This is a genomic window from Rossellomorea sedimentorum, from assembly GCF_046237645.1.
Classification (GTDB): domain Bacteria; phylum Bacillota; class Bacilli; order Bacillales; family Bacillaceae_B; genus Rossellomorea; species Rossellomorea sedimentorum.
Genome location: NZ_CP143546.1, coordinates 1,987,932 through 2,013,893, shown reverse-complemented (window position 1 = coordinate 2,013,893; position 25,962 = coordinate 1,987,932). Strand labels below are relative to the sequence as shown.

Annotated in this window: 30 protein-coding genes and 1 riboswitch; of the genes, 19 read left to right on the top strand and 11 right to left on the bottom strand. The window is 43.1% G+C overall.

Going from position 1 to position 25,962, the window contains the following annotated elements; translation table 11 throughout:
- Nucleotides 1-151: 151 nt before the first annotated feature.
- Genes V1502_RS09825 through V1502_RS09790 form a run of 8 tightly spaced genes read left to right on the top strand, consistent with a single transcriptional unit; the run spans nucleotide 152 to nucleotide 7,497 of the window.
- Entirely contained in the window at nucleotides 152-508 is a 357-nt protein-coding gene (locus tag V1502_RS09825) for a hypothetical protein (protein WP_409254174.1), read from the top strand.
- A gap of 14 nt (nucleotides 509-522) precedes the next feature.
- A complete protein-coding gene (locus V1502_RS09820) occupies nucleotides 523-987 on the top strand; it encodes a hypothetical protein (RefSeq protein ID WP_409254173.1) in 465 nt (154 codons plus the stop codon).
- A gap of 14 nt (nucleotides 988-1,001) precedes the next feature.
- On the top strand, nucleotides 1,002-1,589 hold the full coding sequence (locus V1502_RS09815) for an SCO family protein (protein ID WP_409254172.1): 588 nt from the start codon (nucleotides 1,002-1,004) through the stop codon (nucleotides 1,587-1,589).
- Nucleotides 1,590-1,606: 17 nt separating this feature from the next.
- Nucleotides 1,607-2,377 carry a hypothetical protein gene (locus tag V1502_RS09810; RefSeq protein WP_409254171.1) on the top strand — a complete coding sequence of 257 codons (771 nt, stop codon included), beginning with the start codon at nucleotides 1,607-1,609 and terminating at the stop codon, nucleotides 2,375-2,377.
- 11 nt (nucleotides 2,378-2,388) lie between these two features.
- On the top strand, nucleotides 2,389-2,691 hold the full coding sequence (locus tag V1502_RS09805; protein WP_409254170.1) for a hypothetical protein: 303 nt from the start codon (nucleotides 2,389-2,391) through the stop codon (nucleotides 2,689-2,691).
- Between the two features lie 18 nt (nucleotides 2,692-2,709).
- Entirely contained in the window at nucleotides 2,710-3,009 is a 300-nt protein-coding gene (locus V1502_RS09800; protein WP_409254169.1) for a hypothetical protein, read from the top strand.
- Nucleotides 3,010-3,039: 30 nt separating this feature from the next.
- Nucleotides 3,040-6,693 carry a multicopper oxidase domain-containing protein gene (locus V1502_RS09795; protein WP_409254168.1) on the top strand — a complete coding sequence of 1,218 codons (3,654 nt, stop codon included), beginning with the start codon at nucleotides 3,040-3,042 and terminating at the stop codon, nucleotides 6,691-6,693.
- A gap of 15 nt (nucleotides 6,694-6,708) precedes the next feature.
- Nucleotides 6,709-7,497, top strand: coding sequence for a hypothetical protein (locus V1502_RS09790; protein ID WP_409254167.1), 789 nt, complete (start codon nucleotides 6,709-6,711; stop codon nucleotides 7,495-7,497).
- A gap of 150 nt (nucleotides 7,498-7,647) precedes the next feature.
- Here the strand turns inward: V1502_RS09790 and V1502_RS09785 are convergent, their stop codons facing one another.
- Nucleotides 7,648-7,965 (bottom strand): hypothetical protein, encoded by a 318-nt coding sequence (locus tag V1502_RS09785; RefSeq protein ID WP_409254166.1) that lies wholly within the window; start codon nucleotides 7,963-7,965, stop codon nucleotides 7,648-7,650.
- Between the two features lie 23 nt (nucleotides 7,966-7,988).
- Nucleotides 7,989-8,306 (bottom strand): hypothetical protein, encoded by a 318-nt coding sequence (locus V1502_RS09780; RefSeq protein WP_409254165.1) that lies wholly within the window; start codon nucleotides 8,304-8,306, stop codon nucleotides 7,989-7,991.
- Nucleotides 8,307-8,888: 582 nt separating this feature from the next.
- Here V1502_RS09780 and V1502_RS09775 point away from each other — a divergent pair.
- A complete protein-coding gene (locus tag V1502_RS09775; RefSeq protein WP_409254164.1) occupies nucleotides 8,889-10,106 on the top strand; it encodes an MDR family MFS transporter in 1,218 nt (405 codons plus the stop codon).
- Between the two features lie 140 nt (nucleotides 10,107-10,246).
- Here the strand turns inward: V1502_RS09775 and V1502_RS09770 are convergent, their stop codons facing one another.
- Nucleotides 10,247-10,651 carry an anti-sigma regulatory factor gene (locus V1502_RS09770; RefSeq protein ID WP_409254163.1) on the bottom strand — a complete coding sequence of 135 codons (405 nt, stop codon included), beginning with the start codon at nucleotides 10,649-10,651 and terminating at the stop codon, nucleotides 10,247-10,249.
- A gap of 860 nt (nucleotides 10,652-11,511) precedes the next feature.
- On the opposite strand from V1502_RS09770, the gene V1502_RS09765 reads away from it, so the two are divergent.
- Nucleotides 11,512-12,207: a Na-translocating system protein MpsC family protein gene (locus V1502_RS09765; protein WP_409254162.1), complete on the top strand. Its 696-nt coding sequence runs from the start codon at nucleotides 11,512-11,514 to the stop codon at nucleotides 12,205-12,207.
- A gap of 124 nt (nucleotides 12,208-12,331) precedes the next feature.
- Nucleotides 12,332-12,535, top strand: coding sequence for a hypothetical protein (locus V1502_RS09760; RefSeq protein ID WP_409254161.1), 204 nt, complete (start codon nucleotides 12,332-12,334; stop codon nucleotides 12,533-12,535).
- A gap of 257 nt (nucleotides 12,536-12,792) precedes the next feature.
- Here the strand turns inward: V1502_RS09760 and V1502_RS09755 are convergent, their stop codons facing one another.
- The gene (locus tag V1502_RS09755) at nucleotides 12,793-12,927 is read right to left on the bottom strand and encodes a hypothetical protein (protein WP_409254160.1); all 135 of its coding nucleotides are present in this window, start codon (nucleotides 12,925-12,927) and stop codon (nucleotides 12,793-12,795) included.
- Nucleotides 12,928-13,056: 129 nt separating this feature from the next.
- On the opposite strand from V1502_RS09755, the gene V1502_RS09750 reads away from it, so the two are divergent.
- Entirely contained in the window at nucleotides 13,057-14,109 is a 1,053-nt protein-coding gene (locus V1502_RS09750) for an SDR family oxidoreductase (RefSeq protein WP_409254159.1), read from the top strand.
- Between the two features lie 84 nt (nucleotides 14,110-14,193).
- Nucleotides 14,194-14,706: a G/U mismatch-specific DNA glycosylase gene (gene mug / locus V1502_RS09745; RefSeq protein WP_409254158.1), complete on the top strand. Its 513-nt coding sequence runs from the start codon at nucleotides 14,194-14,196 to the stop codon at nucleotides 14,704-14,706.
- Between the two features lie 29 nt (nucleotides 14,707-14,735).
- On the opposite strand, the gene V1502_RS09740 is transcribed toward mug, so the two are convergent.
- Entirely contained in the window at nucleotides 14,736-15,515 is a 780-nt protein-coding gene (locus V1502_RS09740) for a class I SAM-dependent methyltransferase (RefSeq protein ID WP_409254157.1), read from the bottom strand.
- A gap of 418 nt (nucleotides 15,516-15,933) precedes the next feature.
- Between V1502_RS09740 and V1502_RS09735 the strand changes: the two genes are divergently transcribed.
- The 5 genes from V1502_RS09735 (at nucleotide 15,934) to V1502_RS09715 (ending at nucleotide 18,815) form a co-directional block, all read left to right on the top strand.
- Nucleotides 15,934-16,293, top strand: a complete 360-nt coding sequence (locus V1502_RS09735) for an aminoacyl-tRNA hydrolase (protein ID WP_409254156.1) — start codon at nucleotides 15,934-15,936, stop codon at nucleotides 16,291-16,293.
- A 253-nt stretch (nucleotides 16,294-16,546) separates the two neighbouring features.
- Nucleotides 16,547-16,882, top strand: a complete 336-nt coding sequence (locus V1502_RS09730) for a VOC family protein (RefSeq protein ID WP_409254155.1) — start codon at nucleotides 16,547-16,549, stop codon at nucleotides 16,880-16,882.
- A gap of 106 nt (nucleotides 16,883-16,988) precedes the next feature.
- Nucleotides 16,989-17,291 (top strand): hypothetical protein, encoded by a 303-nt coding sequence (locus V1502_RS09725; protein WP_409254154.1) that lies wholly within the window; start codon nucleotides 16,989-16,991, stop codon nucleotides 17,289-17,291.
- A 324-nt stretch (nucleotides 17,292-17,615) separates the two neighbouring features.
- Nucleotides 17,616-17,765, top strand: a complete 150-nt coding sequence (locus V1502_RS09720; protein WP_409254153.1) for a hypothetical protein — start codon at nucleotides 17,616-17,618, stop codon at nucleotides 17,763-17,765.
- A gap of 414 nt (nucleotides 17,766-18,179) precedes the next feature.
- Nucleotides 18,180-18,815: an FMN-dependent NADH-azoreductase gene (locus tag V1502_RS09715; RefSeq protein ID WP_409254152.1), complete on the top strand. Its 636-nt coding sequence runs from the start codon at nucleotides 18,180-18,182 to the stop codon at nucleotides 18,813-18,815.
- Nucleotides 18,816-18,945: 130 nt separating this feature from the next.
- Here V1502_RS09715 and V1502_RS09710 read toward each other — a convergent pair whose 3' ends face one another.
- The 6 genes from V1502_RS09710 to V1502_RS09685 form a co-directional block, all read right to left on the bottom strand.
- Nucleotides 18,946-19,095, bottom strand: a complete 150-nt coding sequence (locus V1502_RS09710) for a hypothetical protein (protein WP_409254151.1) — start codon at nucleotides 19,093-19,095, stop codon at nucleotides 18,946-18,948.
- A gap of 830 nt (nucleotides 19,096-19,925) precedes the next feature.
- Complete coding sequence (locus V1502_RS09705; RefSeq protein WP_409254150.1) at nucleotides 19,926-20,468, bottom strand: 1,2-dihydroxy-3-keto-5-methylthiopentene dioxygenase; 543 nt, start codon at nucleotides 20,466-20,468, stop codon at nucleotides 19,926-19,928.
- 12 nt (nucleotides 20,469-20,480) lie between these two features.
- The gene (locus V1502_RS09700) at nucleotides 20,481-21,110 is read right to left on the bottom strand and encodes a methylthioribulose 1-phosphate dehydratase (RefSeq protein WP_409254149.1); all 630 of its coding nucleotides are present in this window, start codon (nucleotides 21,108-21,110) and stop codon (nucleotides 20,481-20,483) included.
- On the bottom strand, nucleotides 21,094-21,777 hold the full coding sequence (locus V1502_RS09695; protein ID WP_409254148.1) for a 2-hydroxy-3-keto-5-methylthiopentenyl-1-phosphate phosphatase: 684 nt from the start codon (nucleotides 21,775-21,777) through the stop codon (nucleotides 21,094-21,096). The genes V1502_RS09700 and V1502_RS09695 overlap by 17 nt, the downstream gene beginning before the upstream one ends.
- Nucleotides 21,774-22,982, bottom strand: coding sequence for a 2,3-diketo-5-methylthiopentyl-1-phosphate enolase (locus V1502_RS09690; protein WP_409254147.1), 1,209 nt, complete (start codon nucleotides 22,980-22,982; stop codon nucleotides 21,774-21,776). The genes V1502_RS09695 and V1502_RS09690 overlap by 4 nt, the downstream gene beginning before the upstream one ends.
- Before the next feature lie 185 nt (nucleotides 22,983-23,167).
- A riboswitch (SAM riboswitch) is annotated at nucleotides 23,168-23,269 on the bottom strand.
- Nucleotides 23,270-23,470: 201 nt separating this feature from the next.
- Complete coding sequence (locus V1502_RS09685) at nucleotides 23,471-24,649, bottom strand: pyridoxal phosphate-dependent aminotransferase (protein WP_409254146.1); 1,179 nt, start codon at nucleotides 24,647-24,649, stop codon at nucleotides 23,471-23,473.
- A gap of 104 nt (nucleotides 24,650-24,753) precedes the next feature.
- Between V1502_RS09685 and V1502_RS09680 the strand changes: the two genes are divergently transcribed.
- Entirely contained in the window at nucleotides 24,754-25,542 is a 789-nt protein-coding gene (locus tag V1502_RS09680; protein ID WP_409254145.1) for a carbon-nitrogen family hydrolase, read from the top strand.
- The last annotated feature ends 420 nt before the right edge of the window (nucleotides 25,543-25,962 follow it).

Sequence of the window (25,962 nt, the reverse complement as noted above, 5' to 3'; positions counted from 1 at the left end):
AATTGGAAATTAGAATAATAAAATTTGACTGAAACGCAAAAATATAAATAAGTATGCCCATTTTATACAGGGAGTGGGGTGAAACATCATCGGCGACATCGGGTTATTGCTGCTATTCGCATTTAATGTGTTGCTGACTGGAATTTTATATGTGGTGGTGCACAAAAACAAAAGACTAATCGGCTTTCAGCTTGGAATGAATATTTCCATAATCGCAGGAGGATTCACTGCTGTTTCCACAGGGATTGTCTTAATTATGGTCTATCCATTCTTTTATACCAGCGTCACTATTTTGTCAGTGATTATCGGTCTGCTTACAGGAGGATTCTACGGAATGCTGTTCGATTACCAGACAGCTTTGACCGGATATGTGAATGGATTGATGATGGGTTTGATGGGCCCGATGGTGGGGGCTTTGATTGATAACCAGATTTTGTTTTTAACTTTTTTAGAGGTCATTCTTTTTCTTACTTTTACTGCAGTGGGGTTGTCAATCAGGAGGTCCTGAAGGAGGGAGCAGCTATGAATCTCTTGATCTATATATCCCTCATTTCTGTTATTTTGCTCAGTATATACACTTGGATCTGTTTCTATAAAAAAAGAATTCTATTTGATAACCGTTTTGGCATGACCATCACAATGTCTTCAGCTTCTATAATTTCCGTCATCCTTTCCATGCAATTTTCATTCGTGTCGTCGTTACCGTTTGAGGCAATTATCGGCTTGATGGCATTTACCGGAATACTCATCGGAGCCGCCTTTGGGACACTGGTCCGGCTGCATGCGGTGCTAAACGGAATCTTCTCCGGTGCAATAGGAGGTTTTATGGGGGCAATGGCCGGAAGTGTCGTTAAGGATCCATCTCTATGTGGATTACCAACGGATACCGAAAGCGACTTGCTCATCAATATGTTTACATTCACTGCTTTTGGAACAGTAGTCTTGATTTTGACACTTGGGCTGATTCTGTATTCCTTAAAAGTTTAGAAGGGCGGGGGAAAATGAAAAGGAAGTTTATGCTTGGAACAATCGTCCTTGCTGCATTTCTTGCCATCTTTTATATATGGCCCCGGGAAGAAAAACTTCCTCGCCTTGGTACAGTGAATAATGTTTCGCTGCAAAGTATCGATGGGTCCAAATATGAACTGCAGGATCAAAAAATTAAACTGGTCGTGTTTTTTTATACCAACTGCCCTGATATTTGCCCTATGACGCTTTTCGACCTTGAACAGGTGAAAAAACAACTGGTAGCAAAGCAGCTTTTTGAAGAGAAGGTGATGTTTGTAACCATTACTCTGGACCCTGAAGTAGATACTCAGGAAAAGTTAAAAGATTACGCCAAGCATTTCAGCGTTGATCATGAAGGGTGGATGATGCTGAGGGGAGATCCGGAGACCACGGAAGAAATTGCGAAAGATTTCAAGATGGTGTTTCAAAAGGACGAAAGTGGATTCGTTACGCACAGTACAACCATGTATCTTGTTGATTCTGAAAACAAAATCCGGTCATACCACGATATGGCTGCAGGAGATAAAAAAGTGAACATTGAAGAATTGGTCCAGCATATCGAATGGCTGGCAGCAGAGTGACGATAAGGAGGGGGTACATGAAGCCGCAGCTAAGAAGAGATGAATATATAGAAAATCTGTTGAAGAGGGAAGAAAGAGAAACCCGCAACCTGGACGCCATTAATCAAAGGAACCTCTTAAATGGGGAAGGCCTGACGTCTCCCACAAGCGCAGTCTCCACAGAAGAAACAAGGATGCTGATGGAGTATATGGATCAAAAAAACCTCATTAAAATAGGTTCCACAAATGAAGCACGGCGTAAAATATTAACTCTGAAAAAATTTTTAAAAAAGAAGCGAAATCAGCAAGTTGAGATCTATTCCAACTCAGGACCTCAAGTCCTTTATACAGAAGGTAAAGTAGCCGCAGTGGGCAGAGATTTCGTCATGCTGTCCAACCTGAAAGACCGATTTTGGATTCCATATCATGCAATAGAATCGGCCAACATCCCTTATGGCATTCCAAATTACTCCAATACTCATCAGCACTATATTTATGATAATGATCTAAGGTCGAAGCTCCTCCTTCAATTCGGCGAGACAGTGTCTAAAAGAGAGGAACTCTTTCAGCAGTTTTGCGAAGATTCCTTCGCATCCAACCTCCGGACATGGCGAGGGTCAAGGGTAGAAGTGAAAAATTTAAAGGGAGAAGTATTCTCAGGGAAGATTCAGGAAGCAAAAGACGATACTCTTATGATTAAGCAGTCGAAGGGAAACATCAACATTGAATTATCACAAGTCACATATATTAGAACACTTAGGCTTTTACACATAGTAAAAACAATACTAAAACGTTCTCGAAAAGAGTAAGGGGGAAAAAGATGAAATCAAATAACAGCCAATCGGAAGACCGCCTGATGCAAGAGTTAAAGGCATTAATGGGCAGGGAAATCCTGATCATAACAGAAGCACCACAGCTGAACCTTCTTGGCCAGACTTTCAGACCGATATTTTGCGGGACCATAGCAGAAGTCGGTCGCGGACACATCACCTTAGATCCCGTCATTTTCAAAATGGTCAATGCACCGTTTTATGAATTTCCAATGCCGATATCCATCCCTTTTGAAAAGGTCGTAACATTTACAACTGAGATTCCGTGTGACACGGTATTTCCATTAACTTAAAAGGAGGAGTTATCAGCGATGCAAATCAGTGATCAGGAAAGAGATTCATTACAATCGATCAATGATATTCACGATGAAGCTCTAGTAAATTTGTTTAGAGTGAATATAGGAAGAAGGGTATTCATGCTTCTCCCTAACTATCCGTTTATATTTATAGGGAAGATTGAGGAAGTGATGGATGATATGGTTCTCCTGCAAGTGGAAACATCTCAATTCCCTGCACTGGAAGGGGTCAAATGGCATATTCATATTCATAATATCGAAGTCTTTTATATTGAAAAAAGCACAGGTCCCCGTATTCCCAGGTTAAGAGATTAGCATCGCAGAGTAAAGAAAGGAGACCACTTCATGAAACGTTGCTTTCACGTTGTCGCGATCCCCATCCGGATTGTGGTTAATAACTTTGGCGATTACAATCCGAATGGCATGATGTACGTATTAAAAGAAAATGAGCATAAAGTGAAGAACCTTGTCAGGAAAAACCCTTTCTCAGTGGTTAACCTTGTTCAGCCGCTTGTCATACGGGCCAATGAAGGCGATGAGGTTGAAATACTTTTTGAAAATCAACTTCCTTTTCATACTTCCATGCATTTTCAAGAAGCAGAGTATAATGTTTTGACCTCAGACGGTGCTAATGTGGGATTCAACCCTGATACAACAGTCGCCCCAGGAGACAAGATCCTTTACCGATTAAAGCTGCCAAAGGAGGGAGCTTACTTATTCTCTGACCTCGGAAACCCTTCAAGCAGTGAACAAGGGTCTAACTCCAATGGTCTCTTCGGTGCCCTGTTTGTAGAAAGAAGATTCTCCTGGTGGACGGACCCGATCACAGGCGGACCTCTTAATAGCGGATTGTATGCAGATGTGCATCATCCTGTATTACCCTCTTTCCGGGAGTATGCATGGATTTTCCATGATGAAATGGAAGTCAATGACTTGACAGGCAATAATCCTATAGACCCTATGACGGGACAGCCGACTGAATCATTTCATGGCATCAGTTACCGATATGAGCCTATGCATCGACGGAAGCAGCTGATCGATGAAGGGGTCGTTTGTCCGGACTGCGACTCAGAAGAAGTCCACCATGATTCCTGGGTGTTCGGCGACCCGTCAACGCCCATTCTCCGAGGTTACGTCGGGGACCCGGCGAAGATACGACTAATTCATGCAGGGATAAAAGAAACACATGTATTTCATTATCACGTTCACCAGTGGTTCAGTGATCCTGACAATTTGGAATCGGATATCTTTGATTCCCAGGCGATCAGCCCTCAGTCCCACTATACGATAGAACCACTATATGGGTTAGGGAGCCTTCAGAGAGCGAAAGGAGACGCCGTGATCCACTGCCACCTCTATCCACATTTTGCTGTAGGGATGTGGGGGATGAACAGGATGTTTGACACACTGCAGGACGGAAGCCAATGTTATCCGAATGGAGTTAAAATTGAAGCCCTGCAGCCTCTTCCAGACCGGCCGGTTCCTCCTAAACCGACGAAAGAAAGGCCTGGGTTCCCTAATTTCATTCCAGGCAAGGTAGGGTTCAAAGCTCCACGTCCACCCCTTGGTATTGTCGGAGGGAGAGGCCTTACAGAACTCGAAAAGAATGCAGCAGTACCTAAAGCCAGGCCCGGAGCTGTATTTGCTGATCCGTGTATAGAGAATGCGAATGTCATAGAATACAATATTTCGGTTATAGAGCTTCCTCTGGTCTATAACAAACAGGGATGGCATGATCCCAAAGGAAGAATATTTGTTTTAGATGATGATATTGAGGATATTTGTTCAGGAAGAAAAGAACCCGAACCGCTCATTATTCATCAACCGGCTAATACTTGTATAAGGATTAATTACACCAACCGCTTGCCGCATATTTTGGATGGGGACGCTTTTCAGCTTGTGACCCGTACGTATGAAGCAGGGATGCACATTCACTTTGTCAAGTTCGATGTCCTAGTCAATGACGGAGGAAACATAGGGTGGAATTACGACTCCAGCATACTGCCTGGGGAAACGATACGCTACGAGTATTATGCGGAAGTGGAACTGAAGGCGTGGTTCTTTCACGATCACTTGTTCGCCTCACACCACCAGCAGCATGGGTTATTTGGTTCAGGTGTAGTACACCCCCGCTTCACCAAATTTATCGATTCAACAGGCGGCGGTGACGTTGGAAGAGGTGCACAAGTAACAGCTGTGCACCCCTTGATCCCTGATTATCGTGATTTCACATTAATGGTGCATGATTTTTCCCTCCTTTTTGATAAAAAAGGAAATCCGATTCAGCCTCCTGAATTTCCAGGATCTCAGGACGACCCTGGATTATTCGGCGTAAACTATAAAAATGAGCCGTTGCAATTCAGACTCGGCCCTGACTGTGACCCCGCTTATTCGTTCAGTTCCTTTGTGCATGGAGACCCGTGCACTCCGATTTTAAGGGCTTATGAGGGGGACCCGATCAGAATTAGGCTGCTGCAAGGAGCACAGGAAGAGTCACACAGCTTCAATGTACATGGGCTCAGATGGCCTAAGGACCGCTCGGATCTCGACTCCATGCTAAGAAATCAGCAGCATATCGGTATATCTGAATCGTTTACCTTTGAAACCTATATCCCGAGATCAGGGGATTATTTGTGGGCATTTGAAACAGAAGAAGACCTGTGGAACGGCTTATGGGGACTTATTCGTGCCTATGACGAAGTGGTCCCGGACTTGGTTCCGTTAACGGACAGAGCAAGACCGTTAAAAAGATCGAGACTCCTTCCTTATCGAACAGGCAAGCCGCCGAAGAAGGGAGACTGTTTCAAAGATGACTTACTCATTCCTCACAAAGGACCCATAAGACATTTTGATATTGTTGCCTTTCAAGTACCGATTGTTTACAACGAATTCGGGGATATAGATCACGATGGAATTGTCTTTTCGCTTAGGGAAGATATGGATGATATCCTGTCAGGCCGTAAGAATCCCGAACCGCTTATCATCAGGGCCAACGTAGGGGATGAGGTTCATGTAACACTGACCAGCCTTCTGGAGTTTGACAAGTTTCCTTTCAAGGACGGCATTTATCCTTATCCGGAAGTCAAAGAGCAAGCATTTTATCCACCGTCTTTAAGGATTTCGCTGCATCCGCAGCTCATCCAATATGACGTCAAGACATCGAGCGGAGAAACTGTTGGCTATAACTTTGATCAGACCGTCGGACCTGGGGAATCCATATCTTACAGGTGGTATGTCGATTTCCCTGTCGGCGCCTGCGGCATGTGGGATATGGCAGACATCCGCAATCACAAGTCTCAGGGGGCTTTTGGTGTATTCATTGCCGAACCGAGAGGCACGGAATACTTGAATCCTTATACCTTGAAGCCAGTGAAAACAGGAGCCAGCGTTGTGTTGAGGAACAGCCTGCTTCCAGATAAAAGGGAATTTGTGCTGGTCATGCATGACGGGGTAAGGCTTCATAATAAAGAGGGCAATCTTATTGTCGACCCGATTGAGGGGATATTGCTGGGACCGGATGATCCATTTGATGAAGATCTGACAGATACCTATGATCAGGGATCAAGAGGTTTTAATTATCGTTCAGAAAGGCTGATCAACCGGTACCGAAAACATCCTGTCCTACACGACTTATTCAGTTCCAAGGTATTCGGTGATCCAGCAACTCCTCTGTTCGAAAGCTATCCTGGTGACCCGGTCACCCTTAGATTAGTTACTCCTGCAGAAAGAAGAAGGACGCACACTTTTCACCTTCACGGCCATTTCTGGAGAAAGGACATCTCGGATATCAATTCTGTGACTGCTTCTTTTGAAGGCTTCAATGTCGCCGGAAGCAAACAGGACTTTGAGTTGTATGGCGGTGCAGGCGGCTTCTGCCAATATCCTGGAGACTATATGTATAGATCCGGTAACATCCATTGGGATATAGAACAGGGGATGTGGGGTATCATGCGCGTGCACGGGAAGCGCCAGTCACATCTTCCGCCTTTGGAAAAATAAAAAGGTGGTGGCAAAATGGGTACCAATGAGGAGAAAGAGGAGTGTCAAAGGGAACTGGAGACTGAAAAAGCAAATTTTGATTTTTGTACAGAAGGTCACTGCTGCCAGAAGCGTTTAAAACAGCCTAAAATTCCGTCAGAGACTTCCTGCTTGCCGGAGGACGTATTAGAGGAAGTCGAAAAAGACATTATAAAAGCGAATCAACTGCTCCTCCAATTAGGTCTGGAAGATCCCGAACGCAATCGGGTCATTAAAGAAGCCTTCAGGGGCATTGAAGGGCTGAATGTCATAATTGAATTAGAGGCCGGGGAACCACCTGTGGGAGATGAAGAAGGAGAAGGGAAAGCACAAGTTGAAAGAGAAGTAACAGGGAAGGTCTTTCTGGCAGGAAATGACTTCGTCGCATTGCTCCATGATGAAAAAGAGATTTTGATTCCCAATGAAAGGGTATCACTGATTAAAGCAGACGGAAGGTTTGCTGAACCTGTTTCTGAACCTTTATTAAGTGATATCGATCCTTGTTTCCGGAGAGAATTGACCTTCCATTTTGGCAGGACCGTATCCTCTTCACCTGAGTTGATCCAGATTTTCTTTGGCATGAAGCTAGCTATTTACCTGCTTTTAATACAAGATAAGGAAATACAGGTCGTGCTGGAAGAAGAAACACTGAAAGGGGTTCTTTGGAAGGTTTCTGAAGACAGCTTGACATTGAAGAATGAGGATGAAGAGAAAGATATCAATTTAGCTCATGTGCTTTATATAAAATTTGACCGGGAGTCAGAAAGAGAGACAGAAAAAAAATAAGAGCTCTTATCAACCACTGGTCATGAGGATGAAATCTACGGGTTTTGTCCTCTTTTTTGCCCAAAAGGATGCTTCACTTATCTCTGCTCCTTGGCCCTGAAAAAATCCCATTGAAAAAGCCCTTAATCCAGGGCTTTTTTCTTTTGCTTTTTAACAGCATTTATCCTCATGATGAACTTTCACATATTTGATTTTATCCACTGGTATAATCCAAGAGCTGCAATGTCTCTTTGGACTACTGGAGGATTCGTCAGCGAGTGCAGCATCAACCACTTGATCCAGTTCAGGTGACTCGGCTTCTGCATGTAGCTCTGTGTCTGGATTTGGATATGGTTCCACTATATCATCAAACTTTTTGACTTCTACAAAGTTTGTGCCTACATAACAGATCTGGACTTCCATCTTTCTGCCATCCTCAAGTTCTAAATCAACCAAGCACCCAATGAGCTGGCGTAATTTAAAGTTCATATTGTTTTGCAAACCACCAAGTCTTAACCTGAAGTCATCATCGCACAGCAAGCGGCGGCAGTGATCATGATGGTGGTGACAGCCGTGGTGTTGACGATGGTGGTGACCGCAGCCGCAGTGATGCTGTTTGTCACGGCAATCACAGTGATGGCGCCCGCAGCTACAGTGTCGGTGGTGGTCACAATCATGATGGTGATGGTGGCCGCAATCACAATGACCGTCATGAAATGGTTTTTCAAATCCATGATGACAGTGGCGATCATCATGCTTATGGCAGTCACATTTTTTTTCATTAGGGTGATGGTGAGGGCAATGATGGTGATGATGATCAGGACAGTCACAATCTTTTTTCTTCCGATGATCTCTGTCTTTTATACATTTATTTCCCTTCGGATGGTGAAGATTATCATCATATCCGTTTTTTTCTTCCTTGTATTTCATTCCTATTCCTCCTTTAATACTTGTTCGTTTATAAGACCTCTAATGAGTGGTTGAAGAAATAGCTAACAAGCACATGTTATATCCTATGATGATTTTCCTATTTTGAATGGGACAACAGCCTTCATTTATGACATTTTTTTCTACAGCAGCATCTATCATTCCAATTGTAAGGAATGCAGTTTCTTAAGCAGCATATACTTACGCAACTTTTGCAGCACAAGGAACAACCGCATTTTTTGTAATCTCCCTTTTTTCCTGTGTTTTTCTTTTCCATTTTCCACACCCCTTCCTGTTTTTACTATTTTATTCAAAGAAAGGAGGGTTGCTTGGCCCAATGTCTCTTTTTAGACCCAATTATATTCAAGGAGATTCAATCGATAACTTTTTCTTAACCTTTTATATAAAAATTATAAAATTTACTTATGGAAAGGATGGATATATAGTTAGAAGCAGAGATTCATTATGAGGGGGAGGGGACAGTAATGATAAAACTACATGACTTCTTTAAACAATTTCATCCTATTGTTTGGCTTTTATTGACCGGTACAATTTTATCCAGAGGAGCAATGTTCATGACGATGCCTTTCTTGGCCATCTATTTATCCCGAAGCACAGAGATGCATCCGCTGTTCATTGGATTGACTGTCGGGATCAGCCCATTAGTGGCAACAATCGGGGGATTCCTTGGAGGGCATTTATCAGATCGGTATGGCAGAGAACCGATTCTAAAGATGTCATTATTCTTCATTTCCTTGGTATTTTTCGCTTTCAGTGTCGTCCATCATCCACTCTGGTTCATCCTCTTGAATGCGTTTAATGGCCTTTCCAATTCATTTTTCGAACCCACTTCACAGGCGTTGATGGCTGATTTGACCGAAAAACACCAAAGGTTGAAGGCATACTCACTCCGTTACACGGCCATCAATATAGGAGCGGCTGCTGGTCCGTTAATCGGGGCCTATTTAGTAAATATCTCCCCGGAATCAACCTTTATCATCACCGGCTTGATTTATTTCCTCTATGCTGCCGGACTTTCCGTTCTGTTGAAAAGGTTCAAGCTGCGAGGAGCATCTGCAGCAAAGACAACAATCAGATTCCAGGAAAGCTTAAAGATGGTGAAACGGGATTACGCACTGAGATACCTGGTTATCGGAATTATATTGATTAACATCGGCTATTCACAATTGCAATCGACGTTGCCTATGCACTTGGAAGATTCTTTAGAAAATGGGGTATACCTCTTTTCCATACTGCTATCCATAAACGCTGTGATGGTCGTTATTCTGCAGATGCCTGTGAGCGCGGTAGCAGAGAAATTCCGCCCGATGCAAACGATGGTAGCAGGTGCACTGTTCATGGTTGTGGGGTTGATTGGGTTTGGCTTCGCGAATGGGTGGGGGGTGTCCGTTCTTTCGATTTCACTTTTGACATTGGGGGAGATAATGATTTTTCCGGCGAATTCCGTCTTGATCGACAGACTGGCACCTGACCATCTGCGGGGGATCTATTTCGGGGCGGGACAGTTCCGTAAAGTCGGTAATTTTGCAGGTCCCGTCCTGGGTGGTTTCCTCTACAGTGAGTTCGGGGGATCAATCATGCTCTGGACCGTCTCCCTGATCGCTCTAACAAGTATCATTTTCTTTAATTTAGGCAGCAGGTCATTTGTTAATATTGAACCTCACAGTATCAAAAACGTCTAACCTCCATTGCGCGCTTCACCCCTTTAAAGCACTAAGAGGGACTGTCCCTCTTAGTGGGGTGACGCGTCAGCGCGTTAAAGCGAGGATGCTAAATAAAGGCACAGCGGGCTGACCCCGCTGTGCCTTTATGTTCTATAATTCTATAATAATTCCCATTTCATCACGGTAATCTTTGTGCCTGTATCTGACGAGGATTCAATATAAAATTCATCCATGATGGCTTTAACTCCTGGAAGGCCTGCACCCAGACTTCCTGATGACGAGAAGCCTCTTTCCATTGCTTTATTAATATCTTCTATTCCTGGGCCCTTATCTGCAGCAGTGATCACGATGCCTTTTTTTATCCGTTCCATTACTAATTCAAGCTGTATTTGGCCCTCCCCGGCATACCGGAAGATATTACGGGCAAGTTCTGATACTGATGTCAGTAGTTTGGCGCGGTTTATAGGATTAAAGCTGTACTCATCTGAAAGTTCTCTGACCTTTTTTCGGGCGATGATGATATCTTCTTCTGACTCAATGATGATGACAACCTTACTATTCATATAAAAACTCCCTATTATACTATCTAAAAATAGTATGGCTATTTATCTATTAAATGATGCATATGAGACAAATTTGTTCGATTAGCATAAACAATCAAAGCGGTAAAAACGTTGCCCGAAGTGGCTTGACGGGGAAGAGGGGGACTGAAACTCCACCAGCGGCACTAAGCTGCTGATAAACTCCCCCATACGGAGACCAACATGAAGTATTTCCAAGAATATAAAATCCTTGTTTATAAAAAAAACCGAAATAAGAAGGGGCATCCCTTCTTATTTCGGCTTATGTCTAGTTCTGCCGCCTAGTTCATTACAGCCTGGATTCTTTTTTCTAACGTTCTATTCGTAAATGTGCTGTCCACACTAATTTAGTGGCTCCGCACGATCCGGTTACATTCAGGTGGATACGTACCGTTGCTGCTGGAAGTGGACTTCAGATCTAATCCAACTTAAGGTCAGGTACATCATTATTCACCCACACATTTAAATTTCAAAACTTTTACGAAGCAGACTTTAAAATGTATATATTACAGCCGCCTTGCCACATATTGCTTTCTAAAAATATTGCACTGTCCCTGCAATTAAATGAGTTCACCCTATTTTAGAATCCGGCTTCATATCCGTTCTTCCATTAAAAGAATGACCATTCCACCCATTATAACGTAAGAACCCAGCTAAAACTATGGTATTTACATAAACTAAACAAAATTTACTATTTTATCTTGCTGGAAGGGGTTTTTAAACTTCTGGAATGGGAAAACTTATTTTAAAGAGAGTCAGCGGTTTTCAACAACTACAGTAAATGTTACTATTAAAAAGGGGAGAAGATATGATGCTTCTTACTCGACAAAAGGATGTTTTATATGGAAATCAGAACTCAACAGACTAAATTGGCCAATAATTTCGGGAAGCTTCTCAGAGATAAATTTGGGAAAGGCCCGGAAGCGGTACATGTTACAATCTCGGCACCGTACGTGCTGGTATATATCAAAGGGTTCATTTCAGCAATGGAAGAGGTTTTGCTTGAGCAAGGGCAGGAACTGACTGTAAAGACAACGCGTGAATACTTAATGAAATCTATAGACCCTGAAATTAAAGGGCAAATTAAAGCGATTACTGACCTGGAAATACAGCATATCTATTATGACTGGAATCTCAGCAATCAATCCGGGGTCTTTGTCGCCGTCGGACCCGAGCTGGCGTCTGATACTGAGGATGACAGGACTCAATACAGTGGGAAAGAAGAAGTACATCAAGAGATCATATCAATAAGCAGACGGGCAGAAAAAGCACCCACTGAAGTTTTTTCTTATAGATTGAGTGACCGAAGCCTGATAGTTATTCGAAAAGGTATCCTCGTGCCAATTGAAAAGCAATTGATTTCCCTGGGATTTGATGAGAAGCTACGAGTGGCAAAGAGACAGCTTGAGGGAGACCTGCTGCTTAACAGCACTCACTTTGCTGCGATTTTAAATTCTGAGGTTCAAGATGTTTTTGTAGACTGGGATTTTGAGCTGGATAACAGTATCATTTCTTTTATCATCAAACCAAATAAATAAATGGTAGTAATGAGCCGGAAAATTATTGCCGGACATAAGCCGAAAAGAGCAGGTAACGCCTGTTCTTTTCGGCTTTTTTTATTATGGCGAGAGCGCTACATCAACCATGAAAGGATTTTCTAACATGACACGTGAAATAGAACAGGGAATGTTCTTAAAAGAGCTGCAACGTCTTCAAGAAGATTATGTACGTTGTGAAAATGAGGAATTAAGAAATGAGATCATGGCAGATATAGAGCTTCTTTCCAACGTGATCACCCATGGAGAACAAGTAATTAGCGTTGAATCAGAAAGAAAGAAGGAAGAGAAGGAAAGGGAGACAACTTAGGGAAGAGGGAATATAAACGTGAAACTGAAGGCGATTCCTGCGTTTGAGACAGGGATTCGCCTTTTATTATTGGCTCTTTTCTCAAACTTTGTTTCTATTTACTAGGAAGTTTAAGAAAAATAGCCATATTTCACAAGTATTATCCTGTAAACAAGAAAGAAAAGAGCTAATTCACCCTGTTCAGTTAGATAAGCCCTTATAGCCGAGGGAAAAATCCTTTGGATTTTTCCGACAGCAATAGTCTTTTAGAACAGAGGCTATTTAGATTTATTTTTAATATCCTGCTGTGTGATTTCGCTTCGGATGGCTGCGTCTTTTGCAAATTCTTCATTAAAAGCTTTATTTCTCGGGTATTTGTTCTTCCGTTCACGGTTATCATTTTTGTTTGTCAAGGGTTTCGACCTCCTTTCTCTGTTATCTTTTTCTAATTAAAAGCTATTTATGTACAACCTTGCCATGGCTGGGCGTTGTCCCTCTATTGGTAATGAGGTAAAATAGCTAACAGAAGTGAGGGATAGACAATGAATATATTTTTAACAGGGGCCACCGGTTTTGTCGGCAAACAACTGTCGAAGGAACTTTTAGCAGAGGACCATCATTTATACATACTGTGCCGCAATGCTCAAAAGGCCGAAAACTTCATGAAAGAAATGCCAGCTTCATTCGTTAGCCGGATAACTTGTATAATTGGAAATTTAAACAAAGAAGCACTAGGAATTCCAGAAGATAAAATAGAAGAATTGAACGGAGCGATGGATGCCGTTTACCATATGGCTGCCTATTTATCATTTGATCCGGCGGAAAAAGAAGAGACATTCAACGTAAACCTGGAGGGTACCAGGCATGTACTGCAGTTCGCCGATAAAACCGGCTGCAGGAATTTTCTTTATGTCAGTACAGCCTACACTGTTGGCATGGAGACGGAGGGAAGGGAAGAATTGTACAGTCTGGACAGATCATTCGTAAATCATTATGAAGAATCCAAGTCACATGCTGAACATCTTGTTTTCTCTCATAAAAGTTCACATGAGATGAAGACCATGATTTTGAGGCCCGCCATCATCATAGGCGATTCACGTACAGGCGAAGCTCAGACAACCTTTGGACTGTATGGTTTACTAAAAGCTGCTTCGCTGTTAAAACGGAAAGTGTCTAAAGAGAGAGGCTGGGAGAAGCACGTTTATCGTTTTCTCGGGCAAAAGGAACTGAAAATGAACCTTGTGCCGGTGGACTATGTAACAAAACTCTTAAGAACAGCTTTAGAGCATGGCGAAGATGGGAAGATATATCATATAACTGATCCTTCTCCACTTACTCAAGAGGAAATCTTTTCAGCGGTCAAAGAAGTCCTGGATTTCCCGAACCTTGATTTGGTTCCATATTCTGAAGCCGATTCCCTGACAGATCTGGAAAAAGCATTCAATCAGTCACTGGCCATTTTCAAACATTACTTCCTAAGAGAGATTCAGTTTTCATGTGATAACACGTTAGACTTATTGCACAAAACAGGGCAAATGCCGCTGGATATGAACTATAACCAGCTGAAACACATCATAAAAGGATACAAGAAGTAATCCTTTACCACTTCACCGCACTAAGAGGGACAGTCCCTCTTAGTGCGGTAAAGCGCTAATGCACTAAAGGAAGGGGGATCAATCATGCAGCCGCTGCCTGATCATTTACAAAAACATCTTGATATTGTGTTCATTGGTTTTAACCCCAGCCTGAAATCGGGAGAGCTGGGCTACAATTATGCCAATAAGAGCAACCGCTTCTGGAAGATTCTTCACCAGTCAGGATTGACGCCGAGACAGTATGCACCTGAAGAGGACTCGCAGTTACTGCTGCTGGGGTATGGACTGACGAATATTGTGGAGAGACCGACGAAGGAAGCCGCCGATATCACCAAGGAAGAATACAGGGAGGGTAGAGTCATCCTGAAGAGTAAGCTGAAGAAATACCAACCCAAGATCGCTTGTTATGTCGGCAAAGGGGTCTATCAGCAGTTTTCTCAAAAGAAAAAAATCCCCTGGGGAAAGCAGGAGGAATCCGTCGTTGATGGTGTCATTGACTTCGTCGCTCCATCTTCCAGCGGCCTGGTCAGGATGAAAATCGATGAAATCGTTTCGATTTATAAGGAGCTGAGCCAACTTAAAAACGAAACGCCTTAACCGAGTCACATCGATCAAGGCGGAAAGTCTTATTTTCTCAGAAAGAAACAAGTGGTTTCCATTCTTTCAGTAAATACTCCTTTGGGATTCAGGGCAATCAGCTCCCGGGTCAGCTCCTCCTGAAACTCGTCCACCCTGCTCCCAAAATGTTCTGCTTTACTGAACGAAGTGGAGAAAAGATACCCTATAATATCCTCGACTGTTCTTTCATGTTCACTTGTGACATCAAACTTCTTTATAAGCTTGAAAGGGGATGCCGCAATAAAGTCTTCATGACGTTTTTCTACCTTATATGTACTTCCGCCTGCTCTTCTTTCAACTCCAAGATAACGCTGAATCACTTCGACCGACTTGTTTTGCCACTCTGATTCACCATTCCAGACACTGCCTCCGGCGAGAATCACCATCCCGCCATTATCTGCAAGTCTGTTATGACAGGTACGCAAAACCGTTTCCCTGTCCATCCAATGAAACGAATTCCCGGCAGTGATCAGGTCGAATGATGTCCCAACTTCATCAATTCTTTCAGCAGAAACCTGCTTCCACTCTATAATTGTTATCCCTGATTGCTCTGCACGTTTCCGGGCCATTTCCAGCATTTCTGAATTAATATCAATGCCATAAGCCTCCCCGAAATACCTGGCCAGCGGCACAATCACTTCACCCGTTCCACAACCCAAATCAAGCAGACTCCCGCTCCCATCAGGCGTATACTCAGAGAGGATTTCCTCAAAGATTGTTGAGGGGTAAGGTAGTCGAAAGCGGGAATAGAACGAAGCTGTTCCTGAAAATAATCTTTCCGTATCCATTTATCCTCTAAACCTCCTAATAAGAAATGAAACATGTCTCAATTAAATAAAATTTATACTTTTCAAAGACATCGCTTTCAAAGTATAGTATGAATAGGAAAACATGTCCAATTATAGTAAGGGAGAGGAAATACATAGAAAGATACGTCACACTTTCTAAATAACTCGCCAAGGAAAAGATTGAGAGTACAATGATAATGTACGGGGGGCGCAAAGGAAAATGAAAAAGATTGCTGTCACAGAGACCTTCGCTATTTTGTTCCCTTGCAGCCGCTCAGCAGTGATAACCGTCGGACTACATGATTGTATGTAAGGTACCCGGGTTTCAAGTGTTCATTTTTCCATTGTCAGTGAACTGTACCAGTCGCTAGCCCCTTCACATTGGTCCGGGAACATGTCTTACATAAGGAGGGATATCATGCCTGAAAGCGAAATTGTTCAATATTTCGTCATAAACAAAGAATTAAATATGTCGGCAGGAAAAATCGGGGCACAGACGGCCCACGCTGCAACCATCAGCACCATTGACATTCTTTCAGAAAACTCAACATTTGCAGAATTCCGGGACCACTTTGTTCAATGGTATCAAACCGGAATGGCGAAAATCGAACTGAAAGGAAGGCAGAAAGATCTTGAAAAGCTGGCTCAACAGGGATATTACAGCATAAGAGACAGTGGAAGGACAGAAATAGCATCCGGTTCCTTGACTGTTGTGGCCCTGCCGCCAATGCCTAAACCCCTTGCAAAAGAAAAGGTTGGTCATTTATCTTTATTTTAGGCTCTTTTCTAAACACTTTGTTGCTATTTACTATGAAGTTCATGAGATATAGCCATAGTTTACAGAAATTACCCTGGTAAACAAGAAAGAATAGAGCTATTCACTTGTTCAGTTAGATAAGCCTGTGTACCCAAGGCAACAATCCGGCCCTTTGGATCTTTTCGTTAGCAACAACCTATAAGAATACAGCCTTGTTTAAATGAAAGGAAAGTTGGAAAAACAGGAAAAGGACTAATTGAAAGGGGAAAGATTTATGTTTGCTAAAGTGGACACTGTGATTTTAAATGTTAAAGATATCGCCTCTGCCAGACAGTGGTATAGAGATGTACTTGAGCTTGAAGAAATATATGAAGGAGGCAGCCATTTCGTTTTCAAAGTGGGACAAGGGGAGACACCTATTACTATTATAGAAGGCGAAACTGGAAGATCCTCGGTTAGACCCATCCTTTTTTCTGATGCAATAGAAGAAACGCAGTTGAAATTGAAAGGTAAGGGTGTCGAGGTAGGCCCGATTGAACAGGACGGGGCTGTCACCTTCTTCACCTTTGACGATCCTGATGGAAACCGCTTTGAGGTGTGCCATTTTTAAGATTTGTGATCGAGGGGGGATGGCAAAACAGCCGAGCATAACTCGCTCTGTTGTCCGGGATACCGCGTGTAATTCCCTACGCCTGCAAAAAAAAAAAGGAGATACCATGAGAAAAATACCTTTATATGGACTTACCCTAATCTTGACTTTATGTATCGCTTCATTCACTTTTCCCGCATATAGCCAGGCTTGTAATTGTAACGTTGAAAAGGGAACAGAATTTTTTCAATTTAACTCACATGAAATCGCTTTTGCTGCACCTGGGATTCTACAGAAACAGGAAGGAGAAGAGGGGACGCTGCTTGAAAGCATCCTCATTTACGCTATCATCTTCATACCTGTTGTCCTCATTACGTTGACTGTCTGGATTTTCAGCAGAATCCTTAAACTGACGAACAAAAAAGAATGAGAACCGGAAACCACCGGCCTCATTCTTTTTCTGTTTAATAGTATGCTCCGAATGAACAACACAACGAACAATGTAAAAAACCAAATATAAGCGCAGGCGAATCCGCATAATCCTCCTTATTGAAAACGGTGGTAGTATTTGCGAGTATCTCAATGATTATGTGACAGCTCTCTACTACACACACCCTATATATTTAGAAGTCACAGACCCTTATGAATCAGCATAACTATCCTGGGTAAATATGAAAAAAATCCTATTTATTTAAATAAAATGGTAGAATGGAGGTAATACTACATAATACTTTTTTATCAGGAGGAACTACTCATGGAAAACAAACCGCTGCACTATGATGGCACGATCAGCACCAATACTGGAGCTGAAAACGGTGTACAGAATGACGAACGTTTTATCCTGACACCGGAAGCAAGAAAAAACCTTGGGGGTAACCCTTATGAGATTAGCGGGGAAGAATAAAGCAAGCCTTTTAGAAGTCGACTCAATGTCTGCTTCTTTTTTTTGGTTAAAAGCAGACGTTTATGTTTGTATTAAATAGCAACAATGTTTACGAAAAGAGACTTGTAATATGACATAAGGCTCAATTCCAGAGGTAGATGATTACCTTAAGGATAACCGGGTAAATGGGGAGTATTGCATTTTATGAACCTTCTTTAAGAATGGCTGCATTTCTATAGATTTTTCCCTCGGGTGCAAGAGGTTATTTAACTGAACAGGATAATTAGCCTTTTTCTTTCTTGTTTAACAGGGTGATTTATTTAAATTATGGCTATATCTGTTAGCAACAAATTTTTGAAAAGAGCCTTATGAATAGAAGAGGATATAAAAGCAAAACCTAAACTGTCAATTTACTTGGAAGGGAACGATCAGCATATGGCGAAAGTTTTATACATAACAGCTCATCCCCACGATGATAAACAGTCATTTAGTATGGCTGCTGGAAAAGCATTCATTGAGTCTTACAAAGAAAGCAATCCATCAGATGAAATCCTTCATATAGACTTATATAAGGAACATATACCGCAAATCGATGTAGATGTTTTTGCAGGATGGGGGAAACTTCAAAAAGGAGCAGGCTTTGAAGAGCTGTCCGACGAAGAGAAGGACAAAGTGGGAAGACTCTCTGAATTAAGCGAGCAGTTTGTCTCGGCAGATAAATATGTCTTTGTGACACCGCTCTGGAACTTTTCATTCCCGCCTGTCATGAAAGCGTATATTGACTCGGTTGCCGTAGCTGGAAAGACTTTTAAATATACAGCTGAAGGCCCGGTCGGATTAATCACAGATAAAAAAGCCCTTCATATCCAGGCCCGCGGAGGTATCTATTCAGAAGGCCCGGCGGCTCAAATGGAGATGGGCCACCGTTACTTGGATATCATTATGCAGTTCTTTGGCGTCCCATCCTTTGAAGGCCTGTTTATTGAAGGACATAATGCGATGCCGGACAAAGCAGAGGAAATCAAAGAAAATGGTATTGCACGTGCAAAGGACCTCGCTAAAACATTCTAAAGAGTGACGTCGACCCAGCAGATTTTCATCTGCTGGGTTTATTAGTGTACATATTTATTCCCGAATATCATTAATACATAGGTTATGGTTCAGGGAGAACCGGTTCCTTATAACATAATAATCGATAACCTCATTCAGCTTCTTTGGTTACTCCGATTCCATCCAACCCCACAATCGACAACCTTTTTGAACCTCTTTGGATACTCCGATTCCTCTCAACTCCACAATCGACAACCTCGTTCAAACTCTTTGGATACTCCGATTCCATCCAACTCCACAATCAACAACCTCATTCAAACTCTTTGGATACCCCGATTCCTCGCCGCCACATAATCAACAACCTCATTCAAACTCTTTGGATACTCCGATTCCATCCAACTCCACAATCAACAACCTCATTCAAACTCTTTGGATACCCCGATTCCTCTCAACCACACAATCAACAACCTCATTCAAACTCTTTGGATACTCCGAATCCTCTCAACCACACAATCAACAACCTCATTCAAACTCTTTGGATACCCCGTTTCCTCTCAACCACACAATCAACAACCTCATTCAAACTCTTTGGATACTCCGATTCCTCTCAACTCCACAATCGACAACCTCATTTAAACTCTTTGGATACCCCGATTCCTCGCCGCCACATAATCGACAACCTCATTTAAACTCTTTGGATACCCCGATTCCTCTTAACCACACAATCAACAACCTCATTCAAAATCTTTAGATACTCCGAATTCTCTCAATATCACAATCGACAACCTCATTTAAACTCTTTGGATACCCCGATCCCTTAAAAAATCACAAACCCCCCCGGTGCACAATCTAATCCAGCTCAAGACTAAACAAATCTATCATATTGTCTTTGACGAATAATAAAACGCGGTATTCGTTTCCATTGTTGCTATCGAAAAAACCAATGGGCCTGATTTTTCCCCTTGAGTACAATAGTTTATCTAACTTAACAGGGTGATTAGCTCTTTTCTTTCTTGTTTACCAGGATAACCCTGTGAAATCTCTTTAATTTCACAGTAAATAGCAAAAAAATTGCAGAAAAGAACAAAATAAAAAAACCAGCGGACCCAAGTCCGCCGGCTTGCCACTCTATTAAGATTGTTGAAATTTAGGATCCTTGTACGGATGAGCCACCCAGCCTGTAGAGTCAATGAACAAGCGCACAGCCACGACTTGTTTGTCTTCCATCAATGTGAAGAAGTGGGGATTGCCTTCCGGAACAGAAATCACGTCGCCTGGTTCCAGCTCCACATCAAAATATCCTGTTTCGTCACTGCCTTTGATGATGAAGATTCCGTGTCCGGCCGTAATGGCGCGAACTTCATCTTCCGTGTGAGTATGAACCTGTTCGAATTTTTTCAGAAGCTCTTCAATATTAGGTGTGGCTTCTGACAGGGCGACAACATCCCAACTGCCGTAGCCCCGGCGTTCTGCCAACGATTTAATTTCATTTTCAAAAGTATCAATGATTGTTTGTTTTTCTTCATCCGTGATTTGGCAGCGATCTTGTAAATTAGCAGGAAGCTTTGTTACATCCCAATGCTCATAGAGTACTTCCTCATTCGCCAAAAATGTACGAACGTTTTCTTCACCGGAAATAGTTTCACCTGTGTTTCTCACTTTAATAACAGCCATTATTATTCCTCCCTATATGGTAAGCGCAGCTTTGCGCAAGGTTAGTAGTTTTACATGATAATTGAATAAAAACTCATATGCCTCTAGATATTTCTTCGCCTCAAAAGCATTCTTTCCCCATACAGTGATTCCATGATTGCGGATTAAGACAGCCCCGCTGTCACCTTGAATATGTGGGATTAGCTCACTGGCTAAAAGAGGGATATCGGCATGGTTCGGAATGATGGGGAGGTGCAGTTCTGCGCCTTCTTCCCAAAGCCCGAAAGCTTTAATAATTTCCTGCCCTTTGAACACCACTTTTCCGCTGTCTCCGTATAGTTCAGAGATTACATTGTTGTCCACCGTATGCACATGGAGGGAGCATCCTGCGTCCGTCCTGCGGTAGATTTCGAGATGAAGCAATTTTTCTGCCGAAGGTTTCAAATGGGTTTCTTCGGCAGGTTTTCCCTCACCGTCCACGAGAAGGAAGTCTTCTGCAGTAGTTTTTCTTTTATCCTTTCCACTGGTCGTCACAAGAAACGTTAGGGGAGAGGCCCCCACCCGGATCGACAGGTTCCCGCTTGTTCCGTAGAACCAGTCCCGTTGTGCCAATTCAGCTTTCACACCGCTTAGTTCATTCCACTTCTTAAGATAGTTGCCCATGTTTTTCAGCCTTTCTAATGATTTCTTCCAAATCAGCTGCCACTTCCTCAAAATTTTCAAAATAAAGATAATTCAATCCAAGCTCCTGGCATTTATCTGCAAGAAAGTTACCACAGGCAAAGACAAGGTCTGCCATTTTAGCTCCTTCGAGATCTGTAATCGAATCACCAATCATGATGATGAAGTCGTCTGGTTCCGTTTCTTGCCGGATGATGCTCGTTTTGCAGCACCCGCACTCATTGTCACAAAGTTCGTCGCAAGAATGAGGCCAGATAATCCTGATCGTTTCCCCTGAGAAATCGGCACTGTTGCAGTAGACTCTTTCATTGGAAACTATCCCATTCAAAATCGGTTCTACGAAAAAATCAATCCCTCCGCTGACAATCTTTAACTCTATGTTTTTTTCCGAGGTCCACTTAACGAACTCTAAAAACCCTGCACGCAGCTGGTGGGTATCAAGCAGGTATTGTACGAGATTTCCACGTAGAGATGAGGGGAGGAGCCTGAACATTTCTCCGACACCCTGCTTGATTGAAGTGTCCTGTGCAAGAATAGAATCTTTCACCGCATTCCACTCAGGAGGTGCAAATTTCTTCATGAGGGAAATGATATTATCGGTCGTGGTGATCGTTCCATCAAAATCACAAAAAATCTTTATCTTTGTCATGCCGGCACCTCACTCACACTCCATAGGTCGATTGCCTGGCGGAGTTCCTGGTGTTCATCTGCCGCTGCATCAAGCGAAATACCGTTCAACACAGCCTCTATCGCCTGATTAAATGCTTTTCCGCCGCCGGCAGCACCAAGCGGATGACCATGGACCCCGCCTCCTGCATTAATCACCGAATCTATCCCGAAATCCCTGTAAAGAAGAGGAGTCAGTCCTGGGTGAATACCGGCAGAAGGGACGGGGAAGGCCTTCTTAAAATAAGTTTCTTCTAAAGTCAGTTCACGGGCTATGCCAAGGGCAGATTCCTTCTCCAGTGCCACACTGCCATACGGTGATGGGAAAAGAGACAAATCAGCACCGGCATAGCGCAGTAATTTCCCTAATAGCAGCGCGTGGGAAAAGCCATACAGGGGAGAGGAAGCCAATGCACCGCTCACTGCAGGATGCGCCATGATTGGAAGGCCGATTTCATTGTCATCTCTCAATGACTGAAGAACATCCAGACCATAGGCAAAAACATTAAAGAGAAGAAGGTCCGCGCCCAGATCTTTAGCACGTCTTGCCTTTTCTTTTAAATCGAACGTTTTCCCGGAAAGATTAACAGCGTATAAAGTCCTGTGACCCGTCTCTTCATAAACAGCATCCAGTGTCTGCTTCCCCCTTTGAATCCGTTTGGAGAAAGGCGTAAGCGGATTATCAAAAAGGATTTCATCATCTTTGACGATGTCGATACCGCCCAGGGCCTGGTCTCTTAATTGATCTGCAAAATAATCCAGTTCTTTCCCAATGACACTTTTGAAAATGCTCATTAAAAGCGGGGTCTCATACTTATTAAGCTTCTGCCTGATGCCGTCGATTCCAAAAGCAGGACCCGGAAATGCGGACTTTAATTCCTCAGAAAAATTCAGGTCCGTCAATTTGATTTTTCCATCAAGGGACAGCTTGCCAAATACGGTAGTTAAGATAGCAGGGAGGTCACTGCTGAAGTTGGCTGCAGGGTAACAGATTTTGATAAGACCCTTGTTTTCTTTAACAGCTTCTACAGAAACGACGCGGCCCTTATGGCGCTGCAGTTGTTTCTGTTCCAAGAGGGGAAGGTCCGTCCAAGAACCGACCGTTAGGCCAAGGGCAATTCCTTCCGCTTTTTTTTCAAGGTTGTTTGTCGGTCCATGAACAGTATAGACAGCGGTTATGTTTGACATAGATGATTCTCCTTTCAACAATCTCCGTATTCTTCTTAGGAAAGGGACAATAATTCTGCTCGTCAGCGTCGGCATTGTACAGCCACCGCAGCGGGGGAATCCGTATTCACTAGAACGCTTGAGCCGGACAAAGAAAAAACCTCTTCCGCTGAGGAAGAGGTTTTATTTTTACAGTAAAAATAGAACTCTTATCTCTCAGCAATACTGCTGCAAGAATTAGCACCGTGCTTTAAAAGTCGGTTGCCGGGCATCATAGGGCCAGTCCCTCCGCCTGCTCTTGATAAGAATAGGAAATGTATTCACTTTTTTGATAATTTCAAATTGGATTATGACACTTAATGGAATAGATGTCAAATATATTTTTTTGGATTTTCACTTGTACTTATCGAAGCCTTTCACTAAAATCACTTAAGGCGCAAGACTACCGATATACCCCCATAGAACTAGAGGTTTACAGATATATTTTTCGACCTTCCCCTTAAAACTGGCTATTTTTTAAACAATCCCAGCTTACCGATTCTCCTTACTGCTTCGGCAAGTTCTTCCTCTTCCCGTAATAAACCAACCCTGACATATCCTTCACCATAGGCCCCGAAACCAATCCCGGGAGCAACCGCAACATGGGCTTCTTGGAGCAGCTTCTGGAAGAAAGATTGAGACGTGAAACCCTCAGGCACTGGAAGCCAGGCAAAGAAGGATCCCTTAGGGGGTTCTACATCCCAGCCGATTTCCTTCAGACGGTCCATTAGAAAATTGCGTCTGGATTCATATAGCGAGACCAATTCCTTCACACATTCTTGAGAAGCGGTCAATGCAGTGGCTGCCGCTTCCTGTACGCCTCCAAACAAGCTTACATGCAAGTGGTCCTGCAAGAGGTTGAGGGCAGCGATGACACTGCGATTCCCAACCGCAAACCCGACTCTCCAACCGGCCATATTATAGGTTTTCGAAAGAGTATAGATCTCAATCCCAACATCCTTGGCCCCTTCAGTCTGAAGGTAGCTCAACGGTTTTTCTTCATCGAACCCGATGGCTCCGTAGGCAAGGTCGTGGACGATACAGATATCATTTTCATTTGCAACGCGGACGGTTTCCTCAAAGAATTCAGGAGTGGCAATGGCTCCTGTCGGGTTATTCGGATAATTCAGGAACATCAATTTGGCAGCCTTTAATACAGTTTCATCAATTTTTGAATAATCGGGAAGGTATTGATTTTCTTCCAGCAGCGGCATAGGTACCATTTCAGCACGGGCGAGCGAAACGCCGGACCAATAATCAGGATAGCCCGGGTCAGGAACAAGTGCGATATCTTCTTCATCAAGCAGGCACTGGCTCACTTCAATCAAACCGGCTTTGCCACCGAACAGGACGGCGACTTCTGTTTCCGGGTCAATGTCCACATCATATTCGCGTTTATAAAACTCGGCTGCCGCCTCTTTAAAAAAAGGGTAGCCCCGGAATGGGGAGTATTTATGGAACAGGGGATTTGCGACGGCAGCCTGCGCCGAGCGGACGATATGTTCCGGCGTTGGCTGGTCTGGGTTACCCTGAGCTAAATTAATTACATCATGTCCCTCGGTAGTCACTTTGCTCACGTCTTTGACAAGCTTCGCAAAAAACTGTTGAGGAAGATCTTCTAAGGCTTTGGAATGATTGAAAATTTTCATAAGACGCTCCTTTTGAAAGATTCTTGAAATTCTAGTAGCTTATGTTATATGGTTAATGAAAAAAAGTCCAGCTGAATATTGCGAATTTTTCGAGGAGGGGTACTATGGGTTTAAGAATAGCATGCTTGCAGATTGATATAAAGTTTGGAAAACCTGAGGAAAATCGAAAGAATGTCACTGAAGAATTCAAGAGGGCATTTGAGAAATACGATGATCTCGATGTGGTCGTACTTCCCGAACTATGGACGACGGGATATGACCTTACGAGATTAGATAACATCGCCGATGAAGAAGGAAGCCTGTCGAGGAAATTTCTATCTGAACTGGCCAAAAAGTACAAAACCAATATCGTCGGTGGCTCTGTTGCCAAAAAGAGCGGTGAGAATGTCACCAATACACTCTATTCTTTTGACCGTGCTGGGAATCTGCTCGGTGAATACAGCAAAGTCCATTTATTCAAGCTGATGGATGAACACCATTACCTTTCCTCCGGCAATGGGAGCGGCGCGGTGACCATTGAAGGCGTCACTTCAGCCGCATTCATTTGCTATGACATCAGGTTCCCTGAATGGCTCCGAACCCACACAGCTGGGGGAGCAGAAGTTCTGTATGTTGTTGCAGAGTGGCCATTGGCACGTGTAAACCACTGGAGAACGCTTCTCCTTGCCAGAGCCATTGAAAACCAGTGTTACATCGTCGCATGCAACCGGAGCGGCAGTGATCCGAACAACCAATTCGCCGGACATTCCATGATCATCGATCCGTGGGGAGAGATACTCGCAGAAGCAGGCGAAGAACCGGATGTCCTCACAGCCGAATTAAATTTGGACAAAGTAAAAGAGGTAAGAAAGCAAATTCCAATTTTCCAGGATAGGCGTCCGGAGCTTTATTGATCTTGAAATTATTGAATGTGGGAAACTGAGTGATTTTGTGCGGATGCAGCGTGACCACGAGTGCTAACTCCAAGGCCTCAGAAGCTTAATGAATGGCCCAAATGACAAGGTGGTTGCTAATTATTTGGACCATTCCTGCTCAAAATAGTCCATACTACTATACAATTTGCGATTGAATGTGTTCTATAGGAGTATAACTTCGTCCAACCCAACATTTTCGACCTTTAAAAGGGCTCTATAGGACGATAACTTCGTCCAACCCAACATTATCGTCCTTTAAAAGGGCTCTATAGGACGATAACTTCGACAACACCAACATTATCGTCCTTTAGAAGAGCTCTATAGGACGATAACTTCGACAACACCAACATTATCGTCCTTTAGAAGGGCTCTATAGGACGATAACTTCGTCAAACCAAC